The 17726-nt window shown below is 71.7% G+C and carries 18 protein-coding genes; 6 read left to right on the top strand and 12 right to left on the bottom strand.

From position 1 onward, the window contains the following. Positions 1-4 precede the first annotated feature (4 nt). A complete protein-coding gene (locus OG730_RS29930) occupies positions 5-880 on the top strand; it encodes a deoxyribonuclease IV (protein ID WP_327307144.1) in 876 nt (291 codons plus the stop codon). A gap of 88 nt (positions 881-968) precedes the next feature. Beyond that, positions 969-1484: a DUF4396 domain-containing protein gene (locus OG730_RS29925; RefSeq protein ID WP_327307143.1), complete on the top strand. Its 516-nt coding sequence runs from the start codon at positions 969-971 to the stop codon at positions 1482-1484. A 17-nt stretch (positions 1485-1501) separates the two neighbouring features. On the opposite strand, the gene OG730_RS29920 is transcribed toward OG730_RS29925, so the two are convergent. After that, a complete protein-coding gene (locus OG730_RS29920; RefSeq protein ID WP_327307142.1) occupies positions 1502-2134 on the bottom strand; it encodes a sulfite oxidase-like oxidoreductase in 633 nt (210 codons plus the stop codon). 176 nt (positions 2135-2310) lie between these two features. Here OG730_RS29920 and bfr point away from each other — a divergent pair, with 176 nt between their 5' ends. Then, complete coding sequence (bfr, locus tag OG730_RS29915) at positions 2311-2787, top strand: bacterioferritin (RefSeq protein ID WP_112446344.1); 477 nt, start codon at positions 2311-2313, stop codon at positions 2785-2787. Positions 2788-2835: 48 nt separating this feature from the next. On the opposite strand, the gene OG730_RS29910 is transcribed toward bfr, so the two are convergent. Both OG730_RS29910 and OG730_RS29905 read right to left on the bottom strand, forming a co-directional pair. Continuing rightward, entirely contained in the window at positions 2836-3102 is a 267-nt protein-coding gene (locus tag OG730_RS29910; RefSeq protein WP_327307141.1) for a (2Fe-2S)-binding protein, read from the bottom strand. A gap of 164 nt (positions 3103-3266) precedes the next feature. Further along, complete coding sequence (locus OG730_RS29905) at positions 3267-4622, bottom strand: class II 3-deoxy-7-phosphoheptulonate synthase (protein WP_327307140.1); 1356 nt, start codon at positions 4620-4622, stop codon at positions 3267-3269. Positions 4623-4946: 324 nt separating this feature from the next. Between OG730_RS29905 and OG730_RS29900 the strand changes: the two genes are divergently transcribed. Continuing rightward, positions 4947-6890 (top strand): anthranilate synthase family protein, encoded by a 1944-nt coding sequence (locus tag OG730_RS29900; protein WP_327307139.1) that lies wholly within the window; start codon positions 4947-4949, stop codon positions 6888-6890. 310 nt (positions 6891-7200) lie between these two features. Here OG730_RS29900 and OG730_RS29895 read toward each other — a convergent pair whose 3' ends face one another. The 5 genes from OG730_RS29895 to OG730_RS29875 form a co-directional block, all read right to left on the bottom strand. Beyond that, on the bottom strand, positions 7201-8196 hold the full coding sequence (locus tag OG730_RS29895; protein WP_327307138.1) for a 2-hydroxyacid dehydrogenase: 996 nt from the start codon (positions 8194-8196) through the stop codon (positions 7201-7203). 90 nt (positions 8197-8286) lie between these two features. Beyond that, positions 8287-9315 (bottom strand): 6-phosphofructokinase, encoded by a 1029-nt coding sequence (locus OG730_RS29890; RefSeq protein WP_327307137.1) that lies wholly within the window; start codon positions 9313-9315, stop codon positions 8287-8289. Positions 9316-9487: 172 nt separating this feature from the next. Continuing rightward, the gene (locus tag OG730_RS29885) at positions 9488-10132 is read right to left on the bottom strand and encodes a response regulator (RefSeq protein WP_250743819.1); all 645 of its coding nucleotides are present in this window, start codon (positions 10130-10132) and stop codon (positions 9488-9490) included. A gap of 77 nt (positions 10133-10209) precedes the next feature. Further along, positions 10210-11418: a MacS family sensor histidine kinase gene (gene macS, locus OG730_RS29880; RefSeq protein WP_327307136.1), complete on the bottom strand. Its 1209-nt coding sequence runs from the start codon at positions 11416-11418 to the stop codon at positions 10210-10212. Positions 11419-11456: 38 nt separating this feature from the next. Continuing rightward, complete coding sequence (locus tag OG730_RS29875; protein WP_327309478.1) at positions 11457-12185, bottom strand: lysophospholipid acyltransferase family protein; 729 nt, start codon at positions 12183-12185, stop codon at positions 11457-11459. Between the two features lie 163 nt (positions 12186-12348). Here OG730_RS29875 and OG730_RS29870 point away from each other — a divergent pair, with 163 nt between their 5' ends. Next, positions 12349-13128: an alpha/beta hydrolase gene (locus OG730_RS29870; RefSeq protein WP_327307135.1), complete on the top strand. Its 780-nt coding sequence runs from the start codon at positions 12349-12351 to the stop codon at positions 13126-13128. After that, positions 13121-13738 (top strand): hypothetical protein, encoded by a 618-nt coding sequence (locus tag OG730_RS29865; protein WP_327307134.1) that lies wholly within the window; start codon positions 13121-13123, stop codon positions 13736-13738. The genes OG730_RS29870 and OG730_RS29865 overlap by 8 nt, the downstream gene beginning before the upstream one ends. A 309-nt stretch (positions 13739-14047) precedes the next feature. Here the strand turns inward: OG730_RS29865 and OG730_RS29860 are convergent, their stop codons facing one another. The 4 genes from OG730_RS29860 to OG730_RS29845 all read right to left on the bottom strand — a co-directional run bounded on the left by OG730_RS29860 (position 14048) and on the right by OG730_RS29845 (position 17696). Then, positions 14048-14821, bottom strand: coding sequence for an endonuclease/exonuclease/phosphatase family protein (locus OG730_RS29860; protein WP_327307133.1), 774 nt, complete (start codon positions 14819-14821; stop codon positions 14048-14050). A gap of 85 nt (positions 14822-14906) precedes the next feature. After that, positions 14907-15848, bottom strand: a complete 942-nt coding sequence (locus tag OG730_RS29855) for an ROK family glucokinase (protein WP_250743712.1) — start codon at positions 15846-15848, stop codon at positions 14907-14909. A gap of 61 nt (positions 15849-15909) precedes the next feature. Beyond that, positions 15910-16431 carry a DUF5304 domain-containing protein gene (locus OG730_RS29850; protein WP_327307132.1) on the bottom strand — a complete coding sequence of 174 codons (522 nt, stop codon included), beginning with the start codon at positions 16429-16431 and terminating at the stop codon, positions 15910-15912. A 116-nt stretch (positions 16432-16547) separates the two neighbouring features. Next, positions 16548-17696 carry an ArsA family ATPase gene (locus OG730_RS29845; RefSeq protein WP_327307131.1) on the bottom strand — a complete coding sequence of 383 codons (1149 nt, stop codon included), beginning with the start codon at positions 17694-17696 and terminating at the stop codon, positions 16548-16550. Between the last annotated feature and the right edge of the window lie 30 nt (positions 17697-17726).

Raw genomic sequence — 17726 nt, 5'->3', positions numbered from 1 at the left:
CGCCATGAACAACAAGTCGATGAGCCGCAATCCAGTGGGCGGGCACGTGCCCGTCGCGGGCGGGCTCGCCTCGGTCGGGCTGACGTACGCCCGCGAGATGGGCGCCGAGGCCGTGCAGGTATTCGTCGCCAATCCGCGCGGCTGGGCCACTCCGGTCGGCAATCCGGCCCAGGACGAGCTGTTCCGCGAGGCCTGCGCGGCGGAGGAGATCCCGGCGTACGTCCACGCGCCCTACCTGATCAACTTCGGCTCGCACACCGAGGCCACCGTGGAGAAGTCCGTGGAGTCGCTGCGGCACTCGCTGCGCCGGGCCCGGGCGATCGGGGCGCTCGGGGTGGTCGTGCACACCGGCTCGGCGACCGGGGGCCGGCCGCGCGAAGCGGCGTACGCGCAGGTCAGGGAGCACATGCTGCCGCTGCTGGACGAGCTGACGCATGACGACGACCCCTTCCTGCTGCTGGAGTCCACGGCCGGGCAGGGTTCCTCGCTGTGCTCGACCGCCGATGAGTTCGGCCCGTACTTCGACGCCCTCGACCGCCATCCGATGCTCGGGATCTGCCTCGACACCTGCCACGTCTTCGCGGCCGGGCACGACCTGGCCGAGCCGGGCGGCACGAAGCAGACGCTGGACCTGCTGGTGGACACGGTGGGCGAGGGCCGGCTGAAGCTGGTGCACGCCAATGACTCCAAGGAGGGCGTGGGCGCCCACAAGGACCGGCACGCGAACATCGGGCAGGGCCACATCGGCCGGGACGCCTTCGCGGAACTGTTCACGCATCCGGCGATGGAGGGCGTCCCCCTGATCACCGAGACGCCGGGTGGCAAGGAAGGGCATGCCGCGGACGTGGCGCTGCTGAAGGAGCTGCGCGAGCTCGGCTGACCTGTCGAGGAATACCCCGGTGGGGTATACGGTTCTGCCCTATCGACCGACAGAGCCGCTATCCGGCGTTCCTCGCCAGGGGGTTGCCATGGAACACCCGCACGAGCAGCAGCACGAGCACCACCACGAGCACTCCCACGAGCACGCGCACACCGCCGCCGGCGGAAAGGTCACCTGGGCCGCCGCCGCACGGGCCACGCTCCACTGCCTCACCGGATGCGCCATCGGCGAGGTGCTCGGCATGGTCATCGGCACCGCGCTCGGCTGGGGGAACGGCCCGACGATGGCCCTCGCGATCGTCCTCGCGTTCTTCTTCGGCTACGCGCTCACCCTGCGCGGGATCCGCGCCGCCGGCCTGGACTTCCGTACGGCCATTCGGGTGGCGTTGGCGGCGGACACCCTTTCGATCGCCGTCATGGAACTGATCGACAACGGGGTGATCCTGCTCTGGCCCGGAGCCATGGACGCGATGCTGTCGGACGCGCTCTTCTGGACGGCGCTCGGGATCGCGTTCGCGGTGGCCTTCGTCGTCACGACGCCGGTCAACAAGTGGATGATCGGCCGCGGCAAGGGTCACGCGGTGGTCCACCAGTACCACCACTGAGCCGTCGAACCGATGAGCTACAGCTCGGGGCCGTCCCCCGGCTCCTCCTGGTACGAGTAGCGCTGCTCGCGCCAGGGGTCGCCGATGTTGTGGTAGCCGCGCTCCTCCCAGAAGCCGCGGCGGTCGGCGGTCATGTACTCGATGCCGCGGACCCACTTGGGGCCCTTCCACGCGTAGAGGTGCGGTACGACCAGCCGGAGCGGGAAACCGTGCTCGGCGGTGAGCAGTTCACCACCTTGGTGGGTGGCGAAGACGGTCCGCTCGGAGGTGAAGTCCGCGAGGCGCATGTTGGAGCTGAAGCCGTACTCGGCCCACACCATCACGTGCGTGACCTGCGGGGACGGCGGAGCGAGGGCGAGGACCCTCCGGGCGAGCACGCCGCCCCATTCGGCGCCGGTCATGCTGAACTTCGTCACGCAGTGCAGGTCCGCCTCGACGGAGTCGAACGGCAGGGCCGCGAACTCCTCGTGGTTCCAGCAGTGCTTCTCGCCGTCGGCGGTCGCGCCGAAGACGCGGAACTCCCAGCGCTCGGGCTTGAACTTGGGTACCGGCCCGTAGTGGGTGACCGGCCAGCCTCGCTGCAACCGCTGCCCCGGGGGAAGCTCCAGTTGCTCTGATCCCGGAGATTCCCGGCTTTCCGGCTGACCCATGTCTCCATGGTGACAGACTTGGCGGGGTGGTCATGACCAGCTTCGCCCGGATTCGGGCAAGTCACGGTAACTCCCACTAAGGAGGCACTTACTGGACGGCCTCCGGCGGCGGTGCAAGGATGCGCGCACCTGCCCCGTCACATTGCTGTGACATTGCTTTGGAAGGAGCCTCTGCGATGCAGGGCGACCCCGAGGTCCTTGAATTCCTCAACGAGCAGCTGACCGGCGAGCTCACGGCGATCAACCAGTACTGGCTCCACTACCGGATCCAGGACAACAAGGGTTGGACCAAGCTCGCCAAGTACACCCGCGAAGAGTCCATCGATGAGATGAAGCACGCGGACAAGATCACCGAGCGCATCCTGATGCTCGACGGTCTGCCGAACTACCAGCGCCTCTTCCACGTCCGCGTGGGCCAGACGCTGACGGAGATGTTCCAGGCGGACCGGCAGGTCGAGGTCGAGGCGATCGACCGCCTCAAGCGCGGCATCGAGGTCATGCGCGGCAAGGGCGACGTCACCTCGGCGCGGCTCTTCGAGGAGATCCTGGAGGACGAGGAGCACCACATCGACTACCTCGACACCCAGCTGGAGCTCATCGAGTCCATCGGCGAGGCGCTCTACATCGCGCAGCTGATCGAGCAGCCGAGCTAGTTCGCCGGCCTTACTCAGTACTCCGTACGGGAGTCCAGCGCGGGAGTCCTACGCGGCTTCGGCGAGCTCCGCGCCCGCGGGTACCAGCGGGTCCGCGGCGAGCACGGCGGCGGCGTTGCCCTTGTCCATCAGCTCACGGCGCGGGCATGCCCCGCGGCCCAGGAGCCCCTGGATGGTCCGCACGCAGGAACCGCAGTCGGTGCCGGCCTTCGTGGCCGAGGCGATCTGGCGGGGGGTACAGGCCCCGGCAGCCGCGTGGTCCTTGACCTGCTTGTCGGTGATCCCGAAACAAGAGCAGACGTACACGCGGTTCACCTCCCTGACAGGAACGGTTCGGCCAGCCATCCCCTATTCGGTGAGGCTTACCTAAGCCTACCCAAACTTAGGGTTCCCTAAAAGAGCTGGGAACGACGATGGGGCGCGGATCACATTCGATCCGCGCCCCATCGTCATGAAGTGCTCACACTGCGCTCGCGGGCCTACTGGTCGCGGTACATCTCCGCGACGAGGAACGCCAGGTCCAGGGACTGGCTGCGGTTGAGGCGCGGGTCGCAGGCCGTCTCGTAGCGCTGGTGCAGGTCGTCGACGAAGATCTCGTCGCCGCCGCCCACGCACTCGGTGACATCGTCACCGGTGAGCTCGACGTGGATGCCGCCCGGGTGGGTGCCCAGGCCCTTGTGGACCTCGAAGAAGCCCTTGACCTCGTCGAGCACGTCGTCGAAACGGCGCGTCTTGTGGCCGGAGGCCGCCTCGAAGGTGTTGCCGTGCATCGGGTCGGTGACCCAGGCGACGGTCGCACCGGAGGCGGTGACCTTCTCGACGAGCTCGGGAAGCTTGTCGCGGACCTTGTCGGCGCCCATGCGCACGACGAAGGTCAGCCGGCCCGGCTCGCGGTCGGGGTCGAGGCGGTCGATGTAGGTCAGCGCCTCGTCCACCGTGGTGGTGGGGCCGAGCTTGATGCCGATCGGGTTGGCGATCTGCGAGCAGAACTCGATGTGCGCGTGGTCGAGCTGGCGGGTGCGCTCACCGATCCAGACCATGTGGCCCGAGGTGTCGTACAGCCGGCCCGTGCGGGAGTCCGTGCGGGTCAGGGCTCCCTCGTAGTCCAGGAGCAGCGCCTCGTGGGAGGCGTAGAACTCCACGGCCTTGAACTCCGCCGGGTCGGTGCCACAGGCCTTCATGAAGTTCAGGGCGTTGTCGATCTCCCGCGCGAGCTGCTCGTAGCGCTGCCCGGACGGGGAGTTCTTGACGAAGTCCTGGTTCCAGGCGTGCACCTGGCGCAGGTCGGCGTAGCCGCCGGTGGTGAAGGCGCGCACCAGGTTCAGCGTGGAGGCCGACGCGTTGTACATGCGCTTGAGGCGCTCGGGGTCCGGGACGCGGGACTCCTCCGTGAAGGCGAAGCCGTTCACGGAGTCGCCGCGGTAGGTCGGCAGGGTGACGCCGTCGCGGGTCTCGGTGTCCTTGGAGCGGGGCTTGGAGTACTGGCCGGCGATGCGGCCGACCTTCACGACGGGCACGGAGGCCGCGTACGTCAGGACGGCGCTCATCTGGAGCAGCGTCTTCAGCTTGGCGCGGATGTGGTCGGCGGAGACGCCGTCGAAGGCCTCGGCGCAGTCGCCACCCTGCAGCAGGAACGCCTCGCCCTTGGCGACGGCTCCCAGACGGGCGCGCAGCTGGTCGCATTCGCCCGCGAAAACGAGGGGAGGATACGACTCGAGGTCCGCGACGACAGCGCGCAGGGCCTCGGCATCGGGGTACGAAGGCTGCTGCGCCGCGGGAAGGTCTCGCCAGGTCGCCTTGGAGGCGGGGGCTTGGGTTTCAGCGTTCACGGTCACCCCACACACATTACGTCGTCACACCGCGCCTCCAGGTCGAGGACCACTACGTGAGACGGATGTCTCTCACTGTGTTACTCACCCGTTCAGTTCCCCATGTGCCGGCCCTCCGCCGGACCGGTGGGCTAGGGTCGGGGCATGTACGCGCACTCGAACCAGAACTGGTGGTGGCCCGCTCCCGGCGGCCCACTTCTCGCGCGTACCTGAAGACACGAGCGAAACGAAGGCCGCCCCGAGGGGCGGCCTTCCGCGTTCTGTGAGGCAACACAGTCGCTGGAAACCCGGGCCGTCCCACCCTCCGAAACCGGATAGGACGCCCACTCCATGCACGCCCACACGAATCCGCTCCAGCCCACGCCCACGCAGTCGCACCCCCTCCTGAGCCGCCTGCTCGACGACACCTGCCCGCCCTTCGCGCTGCTGCGCCGCCGCACGCCCGGCCGCGACCACGACACCGTCGAGCTGCTGATCGGCCCGGTCCACGAGGCCGAGCACCTGGCCGACCTGCCCGTCGGCGAACGGCCCGCCCTGGCGCTCGTCCCCTTCCGCCAGATCCGGGAGCGCGGGTTCGACGTGCGCGACGACGGCACGCCGCTGAGCGTGCTGGTCGCCGAGGAGACGTACGAGATCCCGCTCCCCGAGGCGCTGGCCGCGCTGCCGGCCCACGCCGTACGGGTCGACGACGGCGGCTTCGACGTCCCCGACGAGGAGTACGCGGACACCGTCCGGCGGGTCATCGAGGACGAGATCGGGCGGGGCGAGGGCGCGAACTTCGTCATCCGCCGCACCTATCGGGGCCGGATCGAGGGCTTCGGCCGCGCCGACGCCCTCGCGCTGTTCCGGCGGCTGCTGGAGGGCGAGCGGGGCGCGTACTGGACGTACGTGGTCCACACCGGGGAGCGCACCCTCGTCGGGGCCAGCCCCGAGGTACACGTACGGATGACCGGCGGCACGGTCGTGATGAACCCGATCAGCGGTACGTACCGCTACCCGGCCGGGGGGCCGACGGCCGACTCCCTCCTCGCCTTCCTCGGGGACCGCAAGGAGACCGAGGAGCTGTCCATGGTGGTGGACGAGGAGCTCAAGATGATGTGCACGGTCGGGGACATGGGCGGGGTGGTCGTCGGCCCCCGCCTCAAGGAGATGGCGCACCTCGCGCACACCGAGTACGAGCTGCGCGGCCGGTCCTCGCTGGACGTGCGCGAGGTACTGAAGGAGACGATGTTCGCGGCGACGGTGACCGGATCGCCGGTGCAGAACGCCTGCCGGGTCATCGAGCGCTACGAGCCCCTCGGGCAGGACGGGGTCGGCCGCGGCTACTACGCGGGGGCGCTGGCCCTGCTGGGCCTGGACGCCTCGGGCGCGCAGACCCTCGACTCCCCCATCCTCATCCGGACGGCGGACATCGGGCCGGACGGCGCGCTGCGGGTGCCCGTCGGGGCCACCCTCGTACGGCACTCCGACCCGGCGGGCGAGGTGGCGGAGACGCACGCGAAGGCGGCCGGGGTACTGGCGGCGCTGGGCGTGCGCCCGGCCGCGGTGCGGCCCGCCTTCTCCGGTCCGCGGCTGACCGACGACCCCCGCGTCCAGGCGGCCCTGGCCGCACGCCGCGAGGACCTGGCGCCGTTCTGGCTGCGGATGCAGGAGCGGCCGGCCGAGGTGACGGGCCACGCGCTGGTGGTGGACGGGGAGGACACCTTCACCTCGATGCTGGGCCACGTCCTGCGGGTGGCCGGGCTCGAGGTGACCGTACGCCGCTACGACGACCCGGGGCTGCGGGCGGCCGCCCTGGCCTGGGACGGGCCGATCGTGCTCGGCCCCGGCCCCGGCGACCCGGCGGACTTCGGCGACCCGAAGATCCGGATCATGCGCGAGCTGGCGGCGGAGCTGCTGGCCTCGCACCGGGGCGGGCTGCTCGGGGTCTGCCTCAGCCACCAGCTGCTCGCCGCCGAGCTGGGGCTCCCGCTGGTCCGCAAGGCGGAGCCGGCGCAGGGGGCGCAGACGCGGATCCCGCTGTTCGGGGCCGAGGAGGTCGTCGGCTTCTACAACACGTACGCGGCGCACTGCTCGGCGGAGCGGGAGCGGTCCCTGGCCCTGCGGGGCATCGAGGTCTCCCGGGACCCCGCCACGGGCGAGGTGCACGCCCTGCGCTCCGCCTCCGGCGGCTTCGCGGGGGTCCAGTTCCACCCGGAGTCGGTCCTGACCCTCCGGGGCGCGGAACTGGTCCGCGACCTGATCGCCGAGGTCCGCACGACCGCCCGGGCGTAGCCGCTGCGCGGGGTTGTCCCCTACCCGCCCTTCCACCGTTCCCTGGGGCTCCGCCCCAGACCCCGTGCCTCAAGCGCCGGCGAGGCTGAAATTGCCGCACCGCGGACCGGGTCCGGGCAGCGCCCGGGGAACGGGAGAAGGGCGGGTAGGGGACCTCCGCCCCGCAGGGAAGAACCGCCCGCGCCCGCCCACCGGCCCCGCAGGCAGACGGCCGTGGCGGGCACCGCCGACCGGCCACCGCCGGACGGAGTCCGGCGCAGCGGCGCGAAGCCGGGGAGGCCCGCCAGGGCCGAGCCGCGCGAGCGGCGCGTCAAGAAGGGGACACCAGGGTGTTCTCCGAGCTGCGGCCCGCCAGGTAGTCCGCGACGTTGGCGACGGTGGTGTCGATGATCTGGCCCACCGCGTCGTGGGTGTAGTACGCCTGGTGGGAGGTGACGACCACGTTCGGGAAGGTGATCAGCCGGGCCAGGGTGTCGTCCTCGACGACCACCAGGGACTTGTCCAGGAAGAAGAGCCCGGCCTCGGCCTCGTACACGTCCAGGCCCACCCCCGCGAAGCGGCCCGACCGCAGCTCCGTGACCAGCGCGTCCGTGTCGATCAGCCCGCCGCGGCTGGAGTTCACCAGGATGGCGTCGTCCTTCATCAGCTTCAGTGCCTCGGCGCCGATGATGTGGTGCGTGGAGTCCAGCAGCGGAACGTGCAGGCTGATCAGGTCCGAGGAGGCGAACAGCGTGTCCTTGTCCACGTACTTCATGCCCAGCTCCACGCACGCCGGGTTCTGCGCCACGTCCCAGCCCAGCAGGTTCATCCCGAAGCCGTGGGCGATCCGGGTGAACGCCTCGCCGATCTTGCCGGTGCCGAGCACGCCCACCGTGCGGCCGCGCATGTCGCGGCCCATCAGGCCGTTCAGCCGGAAGTCGAAGTCCCGCGTACGGTTCGAGGCCCGGACGATCCGCCGGTTCACGGCCATGGCCAGGGTCCACGCGAACTCGGCCACCGAGTACGGGGAGTAGTACGAGACCCGCCCGACCGTCAGGCCGAGCTGCCGCGCGACCTCCAGGTCGATGTTGTTGAAGCCCGTGGAGCGCTGGGCGATCATCTTCGTCCCGCCCGCCGCCAGGGTGCGCAGCACCCGGCCGTTCAGGTCCGCGTTGACGCTCGACGAGACGATCTCGTACCCGGCCGCGATGGGGGCGGTGTCCTCGCTGAGGAAGACGTCCAGGCAGCGCACCTCGTGCTGGCCCGCGAAGGCCTTCTCGATGAGCGGCTTCTCGTCCGCCGTCACCCCGAATGCCAGGATCTCCACGTTTACTCCCGTGCTGCGCCAAAGGATCGGACCATGGGTCGTTCGTCACCTTACGACCCATGCTCCGGTCCCGCGCTGCGGCTCAGCCACTCAGCCGAAGAACACTCCGGCCTCCTTGTACAGCGCCGGATCCACCGTCTTCAGCTTCGCCGTCGCCTCGGCGATCGGCACCCGCACGATGTCCGTCCCCTTCAGCGCGACCATCTTCCCGAAGTCCCCGTCGCGCACCGCGTCGATCGCGTGCAGCCCGAAGCGGGTGGCCAGCCACCGGTCGAACGCGCTCGGGGTGCCGCCCCGCTGGATGTGCCCGAGTACGGTCGTACGGGCCTCCTTGCCGGTCCGCGCCTCGATCTCCTTGGCCAGCCACTCGCCCACGCCGGACAGCCGGACGTGCCCGAAGGAGTCCTTCGTCGCGTCCTTCAGCACCATGTCCCCGTCCTTGGGCATCGCGCCCTCGGCCACGCACACGATCGGCGCGTAGCTCGCCTTGAAGCGCGAGCTCACCCAGGCGCAGACCTGGTCCACGTCGAAGCGCTGCTCCGGGATGAGGATGACGTTGGCGCCGCCCGCGAGCCCCGAGTGCAGGGCGATCCAGCCGGCGTGCCGGCCCATCACCTCGACGACCAGGACCCGCATGTGGGATTCGGCGGTGGTGTGCAGCCGGTCGATGGCCTCGGTCGCGATCCCGACGGCGGTGTCGAAGCCGAAGGTGTAGTCGGTGGCCGACAGGTCGTTGTCGATGGTCTTGGGGACCCCGACGCAGGGGATGCCGTACTCCTCGTAGAGCTTGGCGGCCACGCCCAGGGTGTCCTCGCCGCCGATCGCGACGAGGGCGTCGACCTCGTACTTGGCGAGGTTCTCCTTGATCTGGCGGACCCCGTCGTCCAGCTTGAACGGGTTGGTGCGCGAGGAGCCGAGGATGGTCCCGCCGCGCGGCAGGATCCCGCGGACGGCGGGGATGTCGAGCGGGACGGTGCGGCCTTCGACCGTTCCGCGCCAGCCGTCCTTGAAACCGATGAACTCGTAGTCGTACTCCTGGACGCCCTTGCGCACGACACTGCGGATCACCGCGTTGAGCCCGGGGCAGTCGCCGCCGCCCGTCAGCACTCCGACCTTCATGGAATTTCCCTTCGCCACAGGGCCCGCTGAGGCCGCGGGGCCCGCATGACGGTCACGCTAGTGGTGACTCAGGTCACAGCAAGATGCCGGGAAGGGTCAATTCCGGGGGAATTGCGGGGCGTTGCATCCGCCCGTTCACTCGTACGAGCGGCGGCCTCGCCCCTCGTCGGCCCTAGGCGTCGTCGAGGCCGCGCTCGATCGCGTACCGGACGAGCTCCACGCGGTTGTGCAACTGGAGCTTGCCCAGGGTGTTCTGCACGTGGTTCTGCACCGTGCGGTGGGAGATCACGAGCCGTTCCGCGATCTGCTTGTACGAGAGCCCCTTGGCCACCAGCCGCAGCACCTCGGTCTCCCGGTCGGTGAGCTGCGGGGCCTTCGGCTCGTCGGAGGCGGCGGGCGCCGGGTCGGTGGCGAGGCGGCGGTACTCGCCGAGGACCAGGCCGGCCAGGCCCGGGGTGAAGACGGGGTCGCCGGCCGCCGTGCGGCGTACGGCGTCGATGAGCTCCTGGGCGCCCGCGGACTTCAGCAGGTAGCCGGTCGCGCCGGACTTCACGGCTTCCAGGACGTCGGCGTGCTCGCCGCTCGCTGAGAGCACGAGGACCCGCAGCGCCGGGTTGGCACCGACCAGTTCCTTGCAGACCTGCACGCCGGGCATGCCGGGGAGGTTGAGGTCGAGGACCAGGACGTGCGGGGCCGCGGCGCGGGCCCTGCGCACCGCCTCGGGCCCGTCGCCCGCGGTGGCCACCAGGTCGAAGCCGGCGGCGGCCAGGTCGCGGGCGACCGCGTCCCGCCACATCGGATGGTCGTCGACGACCATGACCTTGATGCCGCCGAGGCCGTTCTGCCCGTTCTGCCCGTTCGGCTCGTTCGACTGGTTCGACTGGTTCGACTCGTTCACTTGGTGCTCCCCCTCGGTACTTTCAGTTCCACTTCGGTGCCCTGCCCCGGGACGGACACCAGCTCGGCGCTGCCGCCGAGGTCGCGGAGGCGGCCCCGGATGGACAGTGCCACTCCCATCCGGCCCTCCCCCTCGGCCTGGTCGAGCCGGCCGGCCGGGATGCCCGGACCGTCGTCCCGGACGGTCACGATCACCTCGTCGCCCCAGTCCTCGACCAGGATCCAGGCGCTGGCCCCCTCACCCGCGTGCTTGCGCACGTTGTCGAGGGCGGCGCCGACCGCCGCGGCCAGCTCCCTCGCGGCGGGCACGGGCAACGGCACCGGGGTGCCCGGTTCGGCGAAGCTCACCCGCGAGCCGGCGTGCGGGGCCAGGAGGGCCCGCAGATCGAGCTCGCCCTCCTCCTCGCCGGGCTCCTCCACCTCGAAGGAGGCCACGATCGCGCCGAGCGCCTCGTCGCGGGAGATCCGGGAGGGGCGCGCCAGTCCGCTGGAGACCAGGGTGCGCAGCGCGACCTCCTGTTCCCCCGCCATCCGGCCGAGCTCGGCCGCCTCCCCGCCCAGTTCGGTGCCGCGCCGCTGGACCATGGCGAGGACCTGGAGGACCCCGTCGTGGATGTCGCGGGCGAGGCGTTCGCGCTCGCGGGTGGCGGCCTCGATCTCCAGGGCGCGGGCGAGGGTGGCCTCACTGGCCCGGGCGACCTCGACGACGTAGCCGATGGCGATGGAGGCCACCCAGACCAGGAGCACGTTGTGCAGGGTGTCCCGGGTGGGCTCGCCGCGCTGTACGAGGTTCGCGGCGGCGACGAAGCTGGAGGCGAAACAGGCCCAGCGCCAGCCGCCCTTGATGGCGAAGGCGAGGACCGCGCCCGCGGTCCATATGGAGGGGAGGGTGGGACCGCCGCCCGTGACCCGTGCGTGGCTGTCCGCGAGCGGGGTGAGCAGGATCCCGACGCAGGCGACGGTGAGGTCGGCGCCCAGGAACCGCTTGGTGCAACTGGCGGCGTTGGCCACCTTGGGAAGGGTGACCAGGGTCCAGCCGGCCAGGAAGGCCAGGTAGGCGACCGCGATCCAGGGGCGGTCGAACTCCTTGTAGGCGGAGGCGAACAGCAGGGCCGCGTAGACCATGGTGAGCAGCCGGTAGGCCGTCAGGGCGCGCCACAGCGGCTGCTCGACCGACATGCGCACGACGCGCTCGCGCTTCGCCATTTCCCCCACCCCGTACGGGCGGTCCCGCCCGTGTGCTGCTACTTGTCGGTGTCCGAGACGGCCGGTTCGGCCTTCTCGCTCTTCGCGGCGGCCTTCTCCGCGTCCGCGATCTGGCGCTTGGCGGCCGTCGCGTAGATGTCGACGTACTCCTGGCCGGAGAGCTTCATGATCTCGTACATGACCTCGTCGGTCACCGAGCGGAGGATGAAGCGGTCCCCGTCCATCCCGTGGTAGCGGCTGAAGTCCAGCGGCTTGCCGATCCGGATGCCCGGGCGCATCAGCTTGGGCACCACCTTTCCCGGCGGCTGGATCTTCTCCGTGTCGATCATCGCGACGGGGATCACGGGCGCTCCGGTGGCCAGCGCCACCCGGGCCAGACCGCCGGGCTTCCCACGGTAGAGCCGACCGTCGGGTGAACGCGTCCCTTCGGGGTAAATACCGAACAGCTCTCCGCGTTCGATGACGTCGATGCCGCTCTTGATGGCGGCCTCGCCGGCCCCGCGCGCACCGGAACGGTCCACCGGGAGCTGGCCGACGCCCTTGAAGAAGGCGGCCGTCAGCTTGCCCTTGACTCCCGGGGAGGTGAAGTACTCCGCCTTCGCGATGAAGGTCACCTTGCGGTCCAGCACGGCCGGGAGGAAGAAGGAGTCGGAGAAGGACAGGTGGTTGCTCGCGAGGATCGCCGGCCCCTCTGCGGGAATGTTCTCGAGGCCCTCCACCCACGGCCTGAAGGCGAGCTTCAGGGAACCGCCGATCGAGAACTTCATTGCGCCGTAGATCAACTCGAAAGCCTTCCTGTGTCTGTCGAACAGACCTTATCCCCTGGTCGTACCGGGAGCCGTCCGACGACCCTGGTCGGTGCCACCCCCGTCGCGTACGGTGAAGTCACACAGCGCTACGCACCCCACGCCCCCCTCGAAGGAGACCCTGGTGCCCGTCCTCCCTGGAGCCGAGCCGTTCCGCCACGAGGGCGGAAAGGTCGGCGTCCTCCTCTGCCACGGCTTCACCGGTTCCCCCCAGTCGATGCGGCCCTGGGCCGAGCATCTGGCCGCGCAGGGACTGTCGGTGTCACTGCCCCTGCTCCCCGGGCACGGGACGCGCTGGCAGGACATGCAGCTCACCGGCTGGCAGGACTGGTACGCCGAGGTCGACCGCGCGCTGCGGGAGCTGCAGGGCAGCTGCGAGCAGGTGTTCGTCTTCGGGCTGTCGATGGGCGGCGCGCTGGCCCTGCGGCTGGCGGCGAAGCACGGGGACAGCGTCAGCGGCATCGTCCTCGTCAACCCGGTCAACAAGATCCACGACCCGCTGGCCGTGGCCCTGCCGGTCGTCAAGCACTTCATCCGGTCGACGCCGGGCATCGCGAGCGACATCGCCAAGCCGGGCGCGGACGAGGTCGGCTACGACCGGGTCCCGACCCGGGCCGCACACTCGCTGCGCACGTTCCTGCGGATGCTGGACACCGAACTGCCGCAGGTGACGCAGCCGCTGCTGCTGCTGCACAGCCCGCAGGACCACGTGGTGCGGCCGACGGACTCGACGCGGATCCTGGCGCGGGTGTCCTCCACGGACGTCACCGAGACGCTGCTGGAACAGAGTTACCACGTCGCGACGTTGGACCATGACGCGGAGCGGATCTTCGCGGACAGCTACGCGTTCGTCGGGCGGCTGTCGGAGAGCTTGGGCAGGGAGGGGGCGGCCAGCGGTGGCTGAGCACGAGGAGTCTTCGGGGGGTGTCCCCCCGCTGGACGAGGAAGCGGCGTGGGCGGCGATCGTGGCCGGCTACGGGCAGGAGCCCGCGGACCCGCCGGGCGCGAGACCGTTCCGGCCGATCGAGAACCTCCTCCTGCCGGAGGAGGACGTGAAACCGGCCGGCCCCGCGCCGGCGGCCGACCCGGCGAGCCCGGCTGCCCCGGCGAGCCCGGCTGCCCCGGCCGGCCCGGCCTCCCCGGAGCCGCCGTCGGCGGCCCTGGGCAGCTCGGTGGTGTTCGCCCCGGGCGTGGGCGGCGCGATCGGGCCGGGTCCCCGGGACCACTCCCTGGCCGAGCCCGACGACTCGCCCGGGGCCGCGAAGGACGAGGGGCACTTCGTACCCCCCGAGCCGGAGCTGCCGGAGGCGGACGCGACGTCGAAGTTCGCCTGGCTGGCGGTGGTGGGCGGACCGGTCCTGCTGCTCCTGGCGGTGCTGCTGCAGTGGGAGATGACCTGGTGGCTGACGACGCTGGGCGTCGGCGGCTTCCTGGGCGGCTTCGCGACCCTGGTCGCGCGGATGTCCACGGACGAGGACGATGACGACGACCCCGGTCGGGGCGCGGTGGTTTAGCCCGCAGCCCTGACGGCTCCGCCGTCGTGGTGTGCCGTCGCTGTGCGGGCCGGTGGGCGGGCCGGGGGGGCGGGTGCGGGTGGTTTGGCCCTGCGGGGCGAAAGTCCCCTGCCCGCCCTTCCACCGTTCCCAGGGCTCCGCCCTGACCCGCCGGGCCCCGGGCTGCGCCCGAGGCCCTGGGGCTCCGCCCCAGACCCCGCGCCTCAAACGCCGGCGAGGCTGGATGTACCCCCGCGCCGGGACGGCGGTGGCGGCAGCCCCGCCCGGCCACCGCCGGACGGAGTCCGGCGCAGCGGTGCGAGCTCCGCGTCAAGAAGGGAGCCTGAGGGTGGCCAGGACCGGGAGGTGGTCCGTGGCGGTGGCCAGGTCGTCGGGGGTGACTCCCGGGAGCCCCTCGGGGACGCCGCAGGCGAGGACCTGCACCCCCGCGCTGGCGAAGACCGCGTCGATCCGCCGCGGCGGAGACGACCGCACCCACGTGTGCTCCCCACCCCACGGCGCCGCCACCCGGCAGTCCTGCAGGGCCCCCGCCAGCCGGCGGAAGGCGGGCCCCGAGGGGCCCTCGTTGATGTCCCCCGCGGCGATCGCGTACGGCACGTCCATCCCGGCGAGCCGGTCCAGGAGCAGTTCCGCCTGGGCGAGGCGTTCCGGGCCGTCCAGGGAGAGGTGCGCGCTCAGGACCCCGACCCGGACCCCGCCCAGCCGTACGACCGCCGTGGCGAAGCCCCGCCGGTGGCGGCCCGGGGTCAGCGGCAGCAGCACGTCCTCGGTCCGCTCCACGAAGGCCCGTAGGGAACACAGGAGCAGCGGGCCCGCCGCCGTCGCACCGCCCGACAGGACCACCAGGTCGCACTTCGAGGCCAGTCGCGCCGCGTGCTTGCGCCACCGGAAGAACCGCGGCGCCTCCTGGACGCACACCAGGTCCGGTGCGCACGCGCGGATGACCCGCGCCAGCGCGTCCTCGTCGTCGCGCAGGGAGCGGACGTTGTAGGAGAGCACCCGGATCACGGCGGAACCATCGGCTTCGGTAAGGGAGTTCGGCAGCTCGGCGCGTTCGTGTTCCAGTCCCTGTTCCTGTTCCATACCCGGCAACATAACGAGACTGCCCGCCGCGCCCCAGGGGGCGCGGCGGGCAGTTCCACCGATACGGGTTCCCGCGGGGCGGGCTTCAGCCCTGGCGGGCCAGGTCCGCGGCGCCGACCAGGCCGGCCTTGCCGCCGAGCTGGGCCGCGAGCACCTGCGCGTGCGGGCGCCACGCACCGCCGATCAGCCAGCGCTTGAAGGACTTGCGGATCGGGTCGAGGACCAGGTCGCCCTCGTCCGAGACGCCGCCGCCGACGATGAACGCCGACGGGTCGAAGAGCGAGGCCAGGTCCGCGAGGCCGGCGCCCGCCCAACGGGCCAGCTCGCGGAAGGAGTCGATGGCCACCAGGTCGCCGGCGCGGGCCGCCTCGCTGATGTGCTTGCCCTCGATGCCGTCGGGGGTGCCGTCGCCGAGCGCGAGGAGTGCCTTCGCGTTCTCGGGGGTGGCGTTGGCGCGCTGCTTGGCGTACCGGACGAGCGCGCGCCCGGAGGCGTACTGCTCCCAGCAGCCCTGGCTGCCGCAGCCGCACAGCAGGCCGTCCGGGACCACCCGGATGTGGCCGAACTCGGCGGCCACGCCGAAGCGTCCGCGCCGGAGCTTGTTGCCGATGATGATGCCGCCGCCCAGACCCGTGCCGAGCGTGATGCAGATGACGTCCTCGTGGCCCTGGCCGGCGCCGAAGCGGTACTCGCCCCAGGCGGCGCAGTTGGCGTCGTTCTCGACGACCACGGGCAGGCCGATGCGCTGCTCGACCTTGTCCTTGAGCGGCTCGTGCCGCCAGTTGATGTTCGGCGCGAAGAGTACGGTCGCGCGCTTGTCGTCGACGTATCCGGCGGCGCCGATGCCGACCGCGTCGATGGTGTGGCTGGCGCTGACCTCGGAGACGGCGGCGCAGATCGCGTCCGTCACTCCGTCCGGGGTCGGCGGCGTAGGCACCTTGTACGTCTCAAGGATGGTGCCGTCTTCGTCGACCACGCCGGCCGCGATCTTCGTGCCGCCGATGTCGACGCCGATGGTGAGTCCCATTAGTCCCTCGGTTTCCGGTCAAACCCCGCCGCTGTCAACCGTACCCGAGCGAGGGCGGGGTTCAGTCGAGATCGATCCGCTCGGTCGGGCCGTCGCCGTCCTCGTCACGGGGGTCCTTCGCGTTTCCGGCGGCGTCGCCGGCGGGGTCGCCGGCGGTCCCGCCGCCCCGTCCGGGGGCCGGTTCGTCGCGCGTCCAGCGGCGCTCGTGGCCCTCGACCGCGGAACGGTAGGCGGCGAGCAGCTCCGAGCCGGCCGCCGCGAGGTGGTCGAAAACCTCGGGGTTGCGCTCGACGACGGGTTTGGCGGCGGTCTTCGCCTGGTTGACGAACTGCCGTACGGCGCCCTGCGCGGCCACGCCGAACAGCGGGTTGTTCAGCGCGGAGACCTTGTCGGACACCTTGTCGGCGACGGCCTCGAAGAGCTTGAACAGCTCCTCGGCGGCGGTCCCGGTGCCCGCGCTCCCGGAGGCGCCCTGCTCGGACCTGCGGCGCTCCCGCTCGGCGGCGAGGTCCTCGGCGCAGGCCTCGGCCCAGGCGTCGTCCCCGGAGGAGGGATCGGTGGGGCGGTCGGTGGCCTCGCTCATGGCGGACTCTCCTGCTGCGGCGGCGGGCGTGCGGTAGGGATTCCTGCTCCTACTACCTCGACGTTACCCGAACGGCGGTACGCCCCCCAGGCCGCCGGGACCTCCGGGGCCGCCCGCTACGCCTTTCCCCCGCTCCGGGGCCACAGCTCCGGGTCCGGGGTGAAGCGGATGCGGAGCTCGTCGTCGGCGAGGGCGGCGCCGGAGACGGTGCAGCGGCGCAGCGCGGCGGGCAGGGGAACGATCCTGCGGTACGGGCCCACCGTGAGCAGCAGCTCGTCACCGCGCCGGACGAGGCCGAGCTCGCGCTTCTCGGCGCGGGGCAGCGGGACCCGCCACAGCAGCACCCCGTCCTCGGCGATCCGGTCCTCGACGGTCCAGGCCGGGCGGGGCGCGGTCGCCGGGGCGGGTGCCGGGGCCAGCTCCGCGAGGTCCTCGGGACCGTGCGGGTCCCGGCCCAGGTGGGGCACGGGGAGCACGGGGAGGCTCTCGTCGCCGGCCCACTGGGCGGCGTACTTCTCCTGCTGGGCGGCGAGTCCCGCCAGCCAGGGGTCGGTGGATCCGGCGGGCAGCATCCGGTTGGCGACGAGCGCCGAAACGGGCAGCCGGTACAGGGCGAGCCCGAGCATGCCCAGGCGCAGCGCGGCGTCGGCGCCGGGTCCCGGCTCGGCGACGAGCCGTACGGAGGTGGTGGGGGCCTCCAGCACGTCCTGGACGGCCGCCAGGTCCTCGTCCCAGCGGGCGGCGGCCTCGTACAGCCACTGCGCGGGCATGGGGACGCCGGCGAGCTGGGCCAGTACGGGGCGCAGGGCGCGGGCCGCCTGGCGCTCCGCGGGGAGCAGCCGGGCGAGGTAGCGGCGGAGCTGGGCGGGGAGGGCGAGGGTGGTGATCGCCTGGTGCAGCGGGGGCAGGTCTACCACCACGAGGTCGGTGCCGGGCTCGTCCGCGGCCCGCCGCAGGGCGCGGAGCAGGGCGAACTGCTCGGCGCCGGGCAGTTCGGTGATCTCGTCGGTGTGCAGCGGGCGGGCGCCGAGCATCCCGAGGACCGCGGAGCCGCGCTCCTGGAGCTCGACGAGTTCGCGCCGGAACTCCTCGCCGGAGTCGACGCGGGCCACCCTGAGCGTGCCCTGCGGGGTGACCGGCGGGTCGGTGGGGCCGGTGCAGAGCAGGAGCACCCGGTGCCCCTGCCGTGCGGCGGCGAGCGCGGTGGCCGCCGCGACGGTACTCCGCCCGGCGCCGCCGGGGCCGGTGACGAGAAGGGTGTGCATGCTGCTCCTAGCTCCGCGGGTGCCCGGCCC

The organism is Streptomyces sp. NBC_01298 (assembly GCF_035978755.1).
In the GTDB taxonomy this organism is placed as follows: Bacteria; Actinomycetota; Actinomycetes; order Streptomycetales; family Streptomycetaceae; genus Streptomyces.
Note: the sequence above shows the minus strand (reverse complement) of the source record. Positions and strands in the feature narration are given on the sequence as shown.

Excerpts from the sequence above, each read along its gene's own strand:
- OG730_RS29855 (WP_250743712.1), bottom strand. The coding sequence starts at position 15,848 with ATGGGACTCACCATCGGCGTCGACATCGGCGGCACGAAGATCGCGGCC.
- macS (WP_327307136.1), bottom strand. The coding sequence starts at position 11,418 with ATGGCGAAGCGCGAGCGCGTCGTGCGCATGTCGGTCGAGCAGCCGCTG.
- OG730_RS29885 (WP_250743819.1), bottom strand. The coding sequence starts at position 10,132 with ATGGTCGTCGACGACCATCCGATGTGGCGGGACGCGGTCGCCCGCGAC.
- bfr (WP_112446344.1), top strand. The coding sequence starts at position 2,311 with ATGCAGGGCGACCCCGAGGTCCTTGAATTCCTCAACGAGCAGCTGACC.
- OG730_RS29890 (WP_327307137.1), bottom strand. The coding sequence starts at position 9,315 with ATGAAGGTCGGAGTGCTGACGGGCGGCGGCGACTGCCCCGGGCTCAAC.
- OG730_RS29900 (WP_327307139.1), top strand. The coding sequence starts at position 4,947 with ATGCACGCCCACACGAATCCGCTCCAGCCCACGCCCACGCAGTCGCAC.
- OG730_RS29845 (WP_327307131.1), bottom strand. The coding sequence starts at position 17,696 with ATGCACACCCTTCTCGTCACCGGCCCCGGCGGCGCCGGGCGGAGTACC.
- OG730_RS29860 (WP_327307133.1), bottom strand. The coding sequence starts at position 14,821 with ATGGAACAGGAACAGGGACTGGAACACGAACGCGCCGAGCTGCCGAAC.
- OG730_RS29930 (WP_327307144.1), top strand. The coding sequence starts at position 5 with ATGAACAACAAGTCGATGAGCCGCAATCCAGTGGGCGGGCACGTGCCC.
- OG730_RS29925 (WP_327307143.1), top strand. The coding sequence starts at position 969 with ATGGAACACCCGCACGAGCAGCAGCACGAGCACCACCACGAGCACTCC.
- OG730_RS29850 (WP_327307132.1), bottom strand. The coding sequence starts at position 16,431 with ATGAGCGAGGCCACCGACCGCCCCACCGATCCCTCCTCCGGGGACGAC.
- OG730_RS29875 (WP_327309478.1), bottom strand. The coding sequence starts at position 12,185 with ATGAAGTTCTCGATCGGCGGTTCCCTGAAGCTCGCCTTCAGGCCGTGG.
- OG730_RS29920 (WP_327307142.1), bottom strand. The coding sequence starts at position 2,134 with ATGGGTCAGCCGGAAAGCCGGGAATCTCCGGGATCAGAGCAACTGGAG.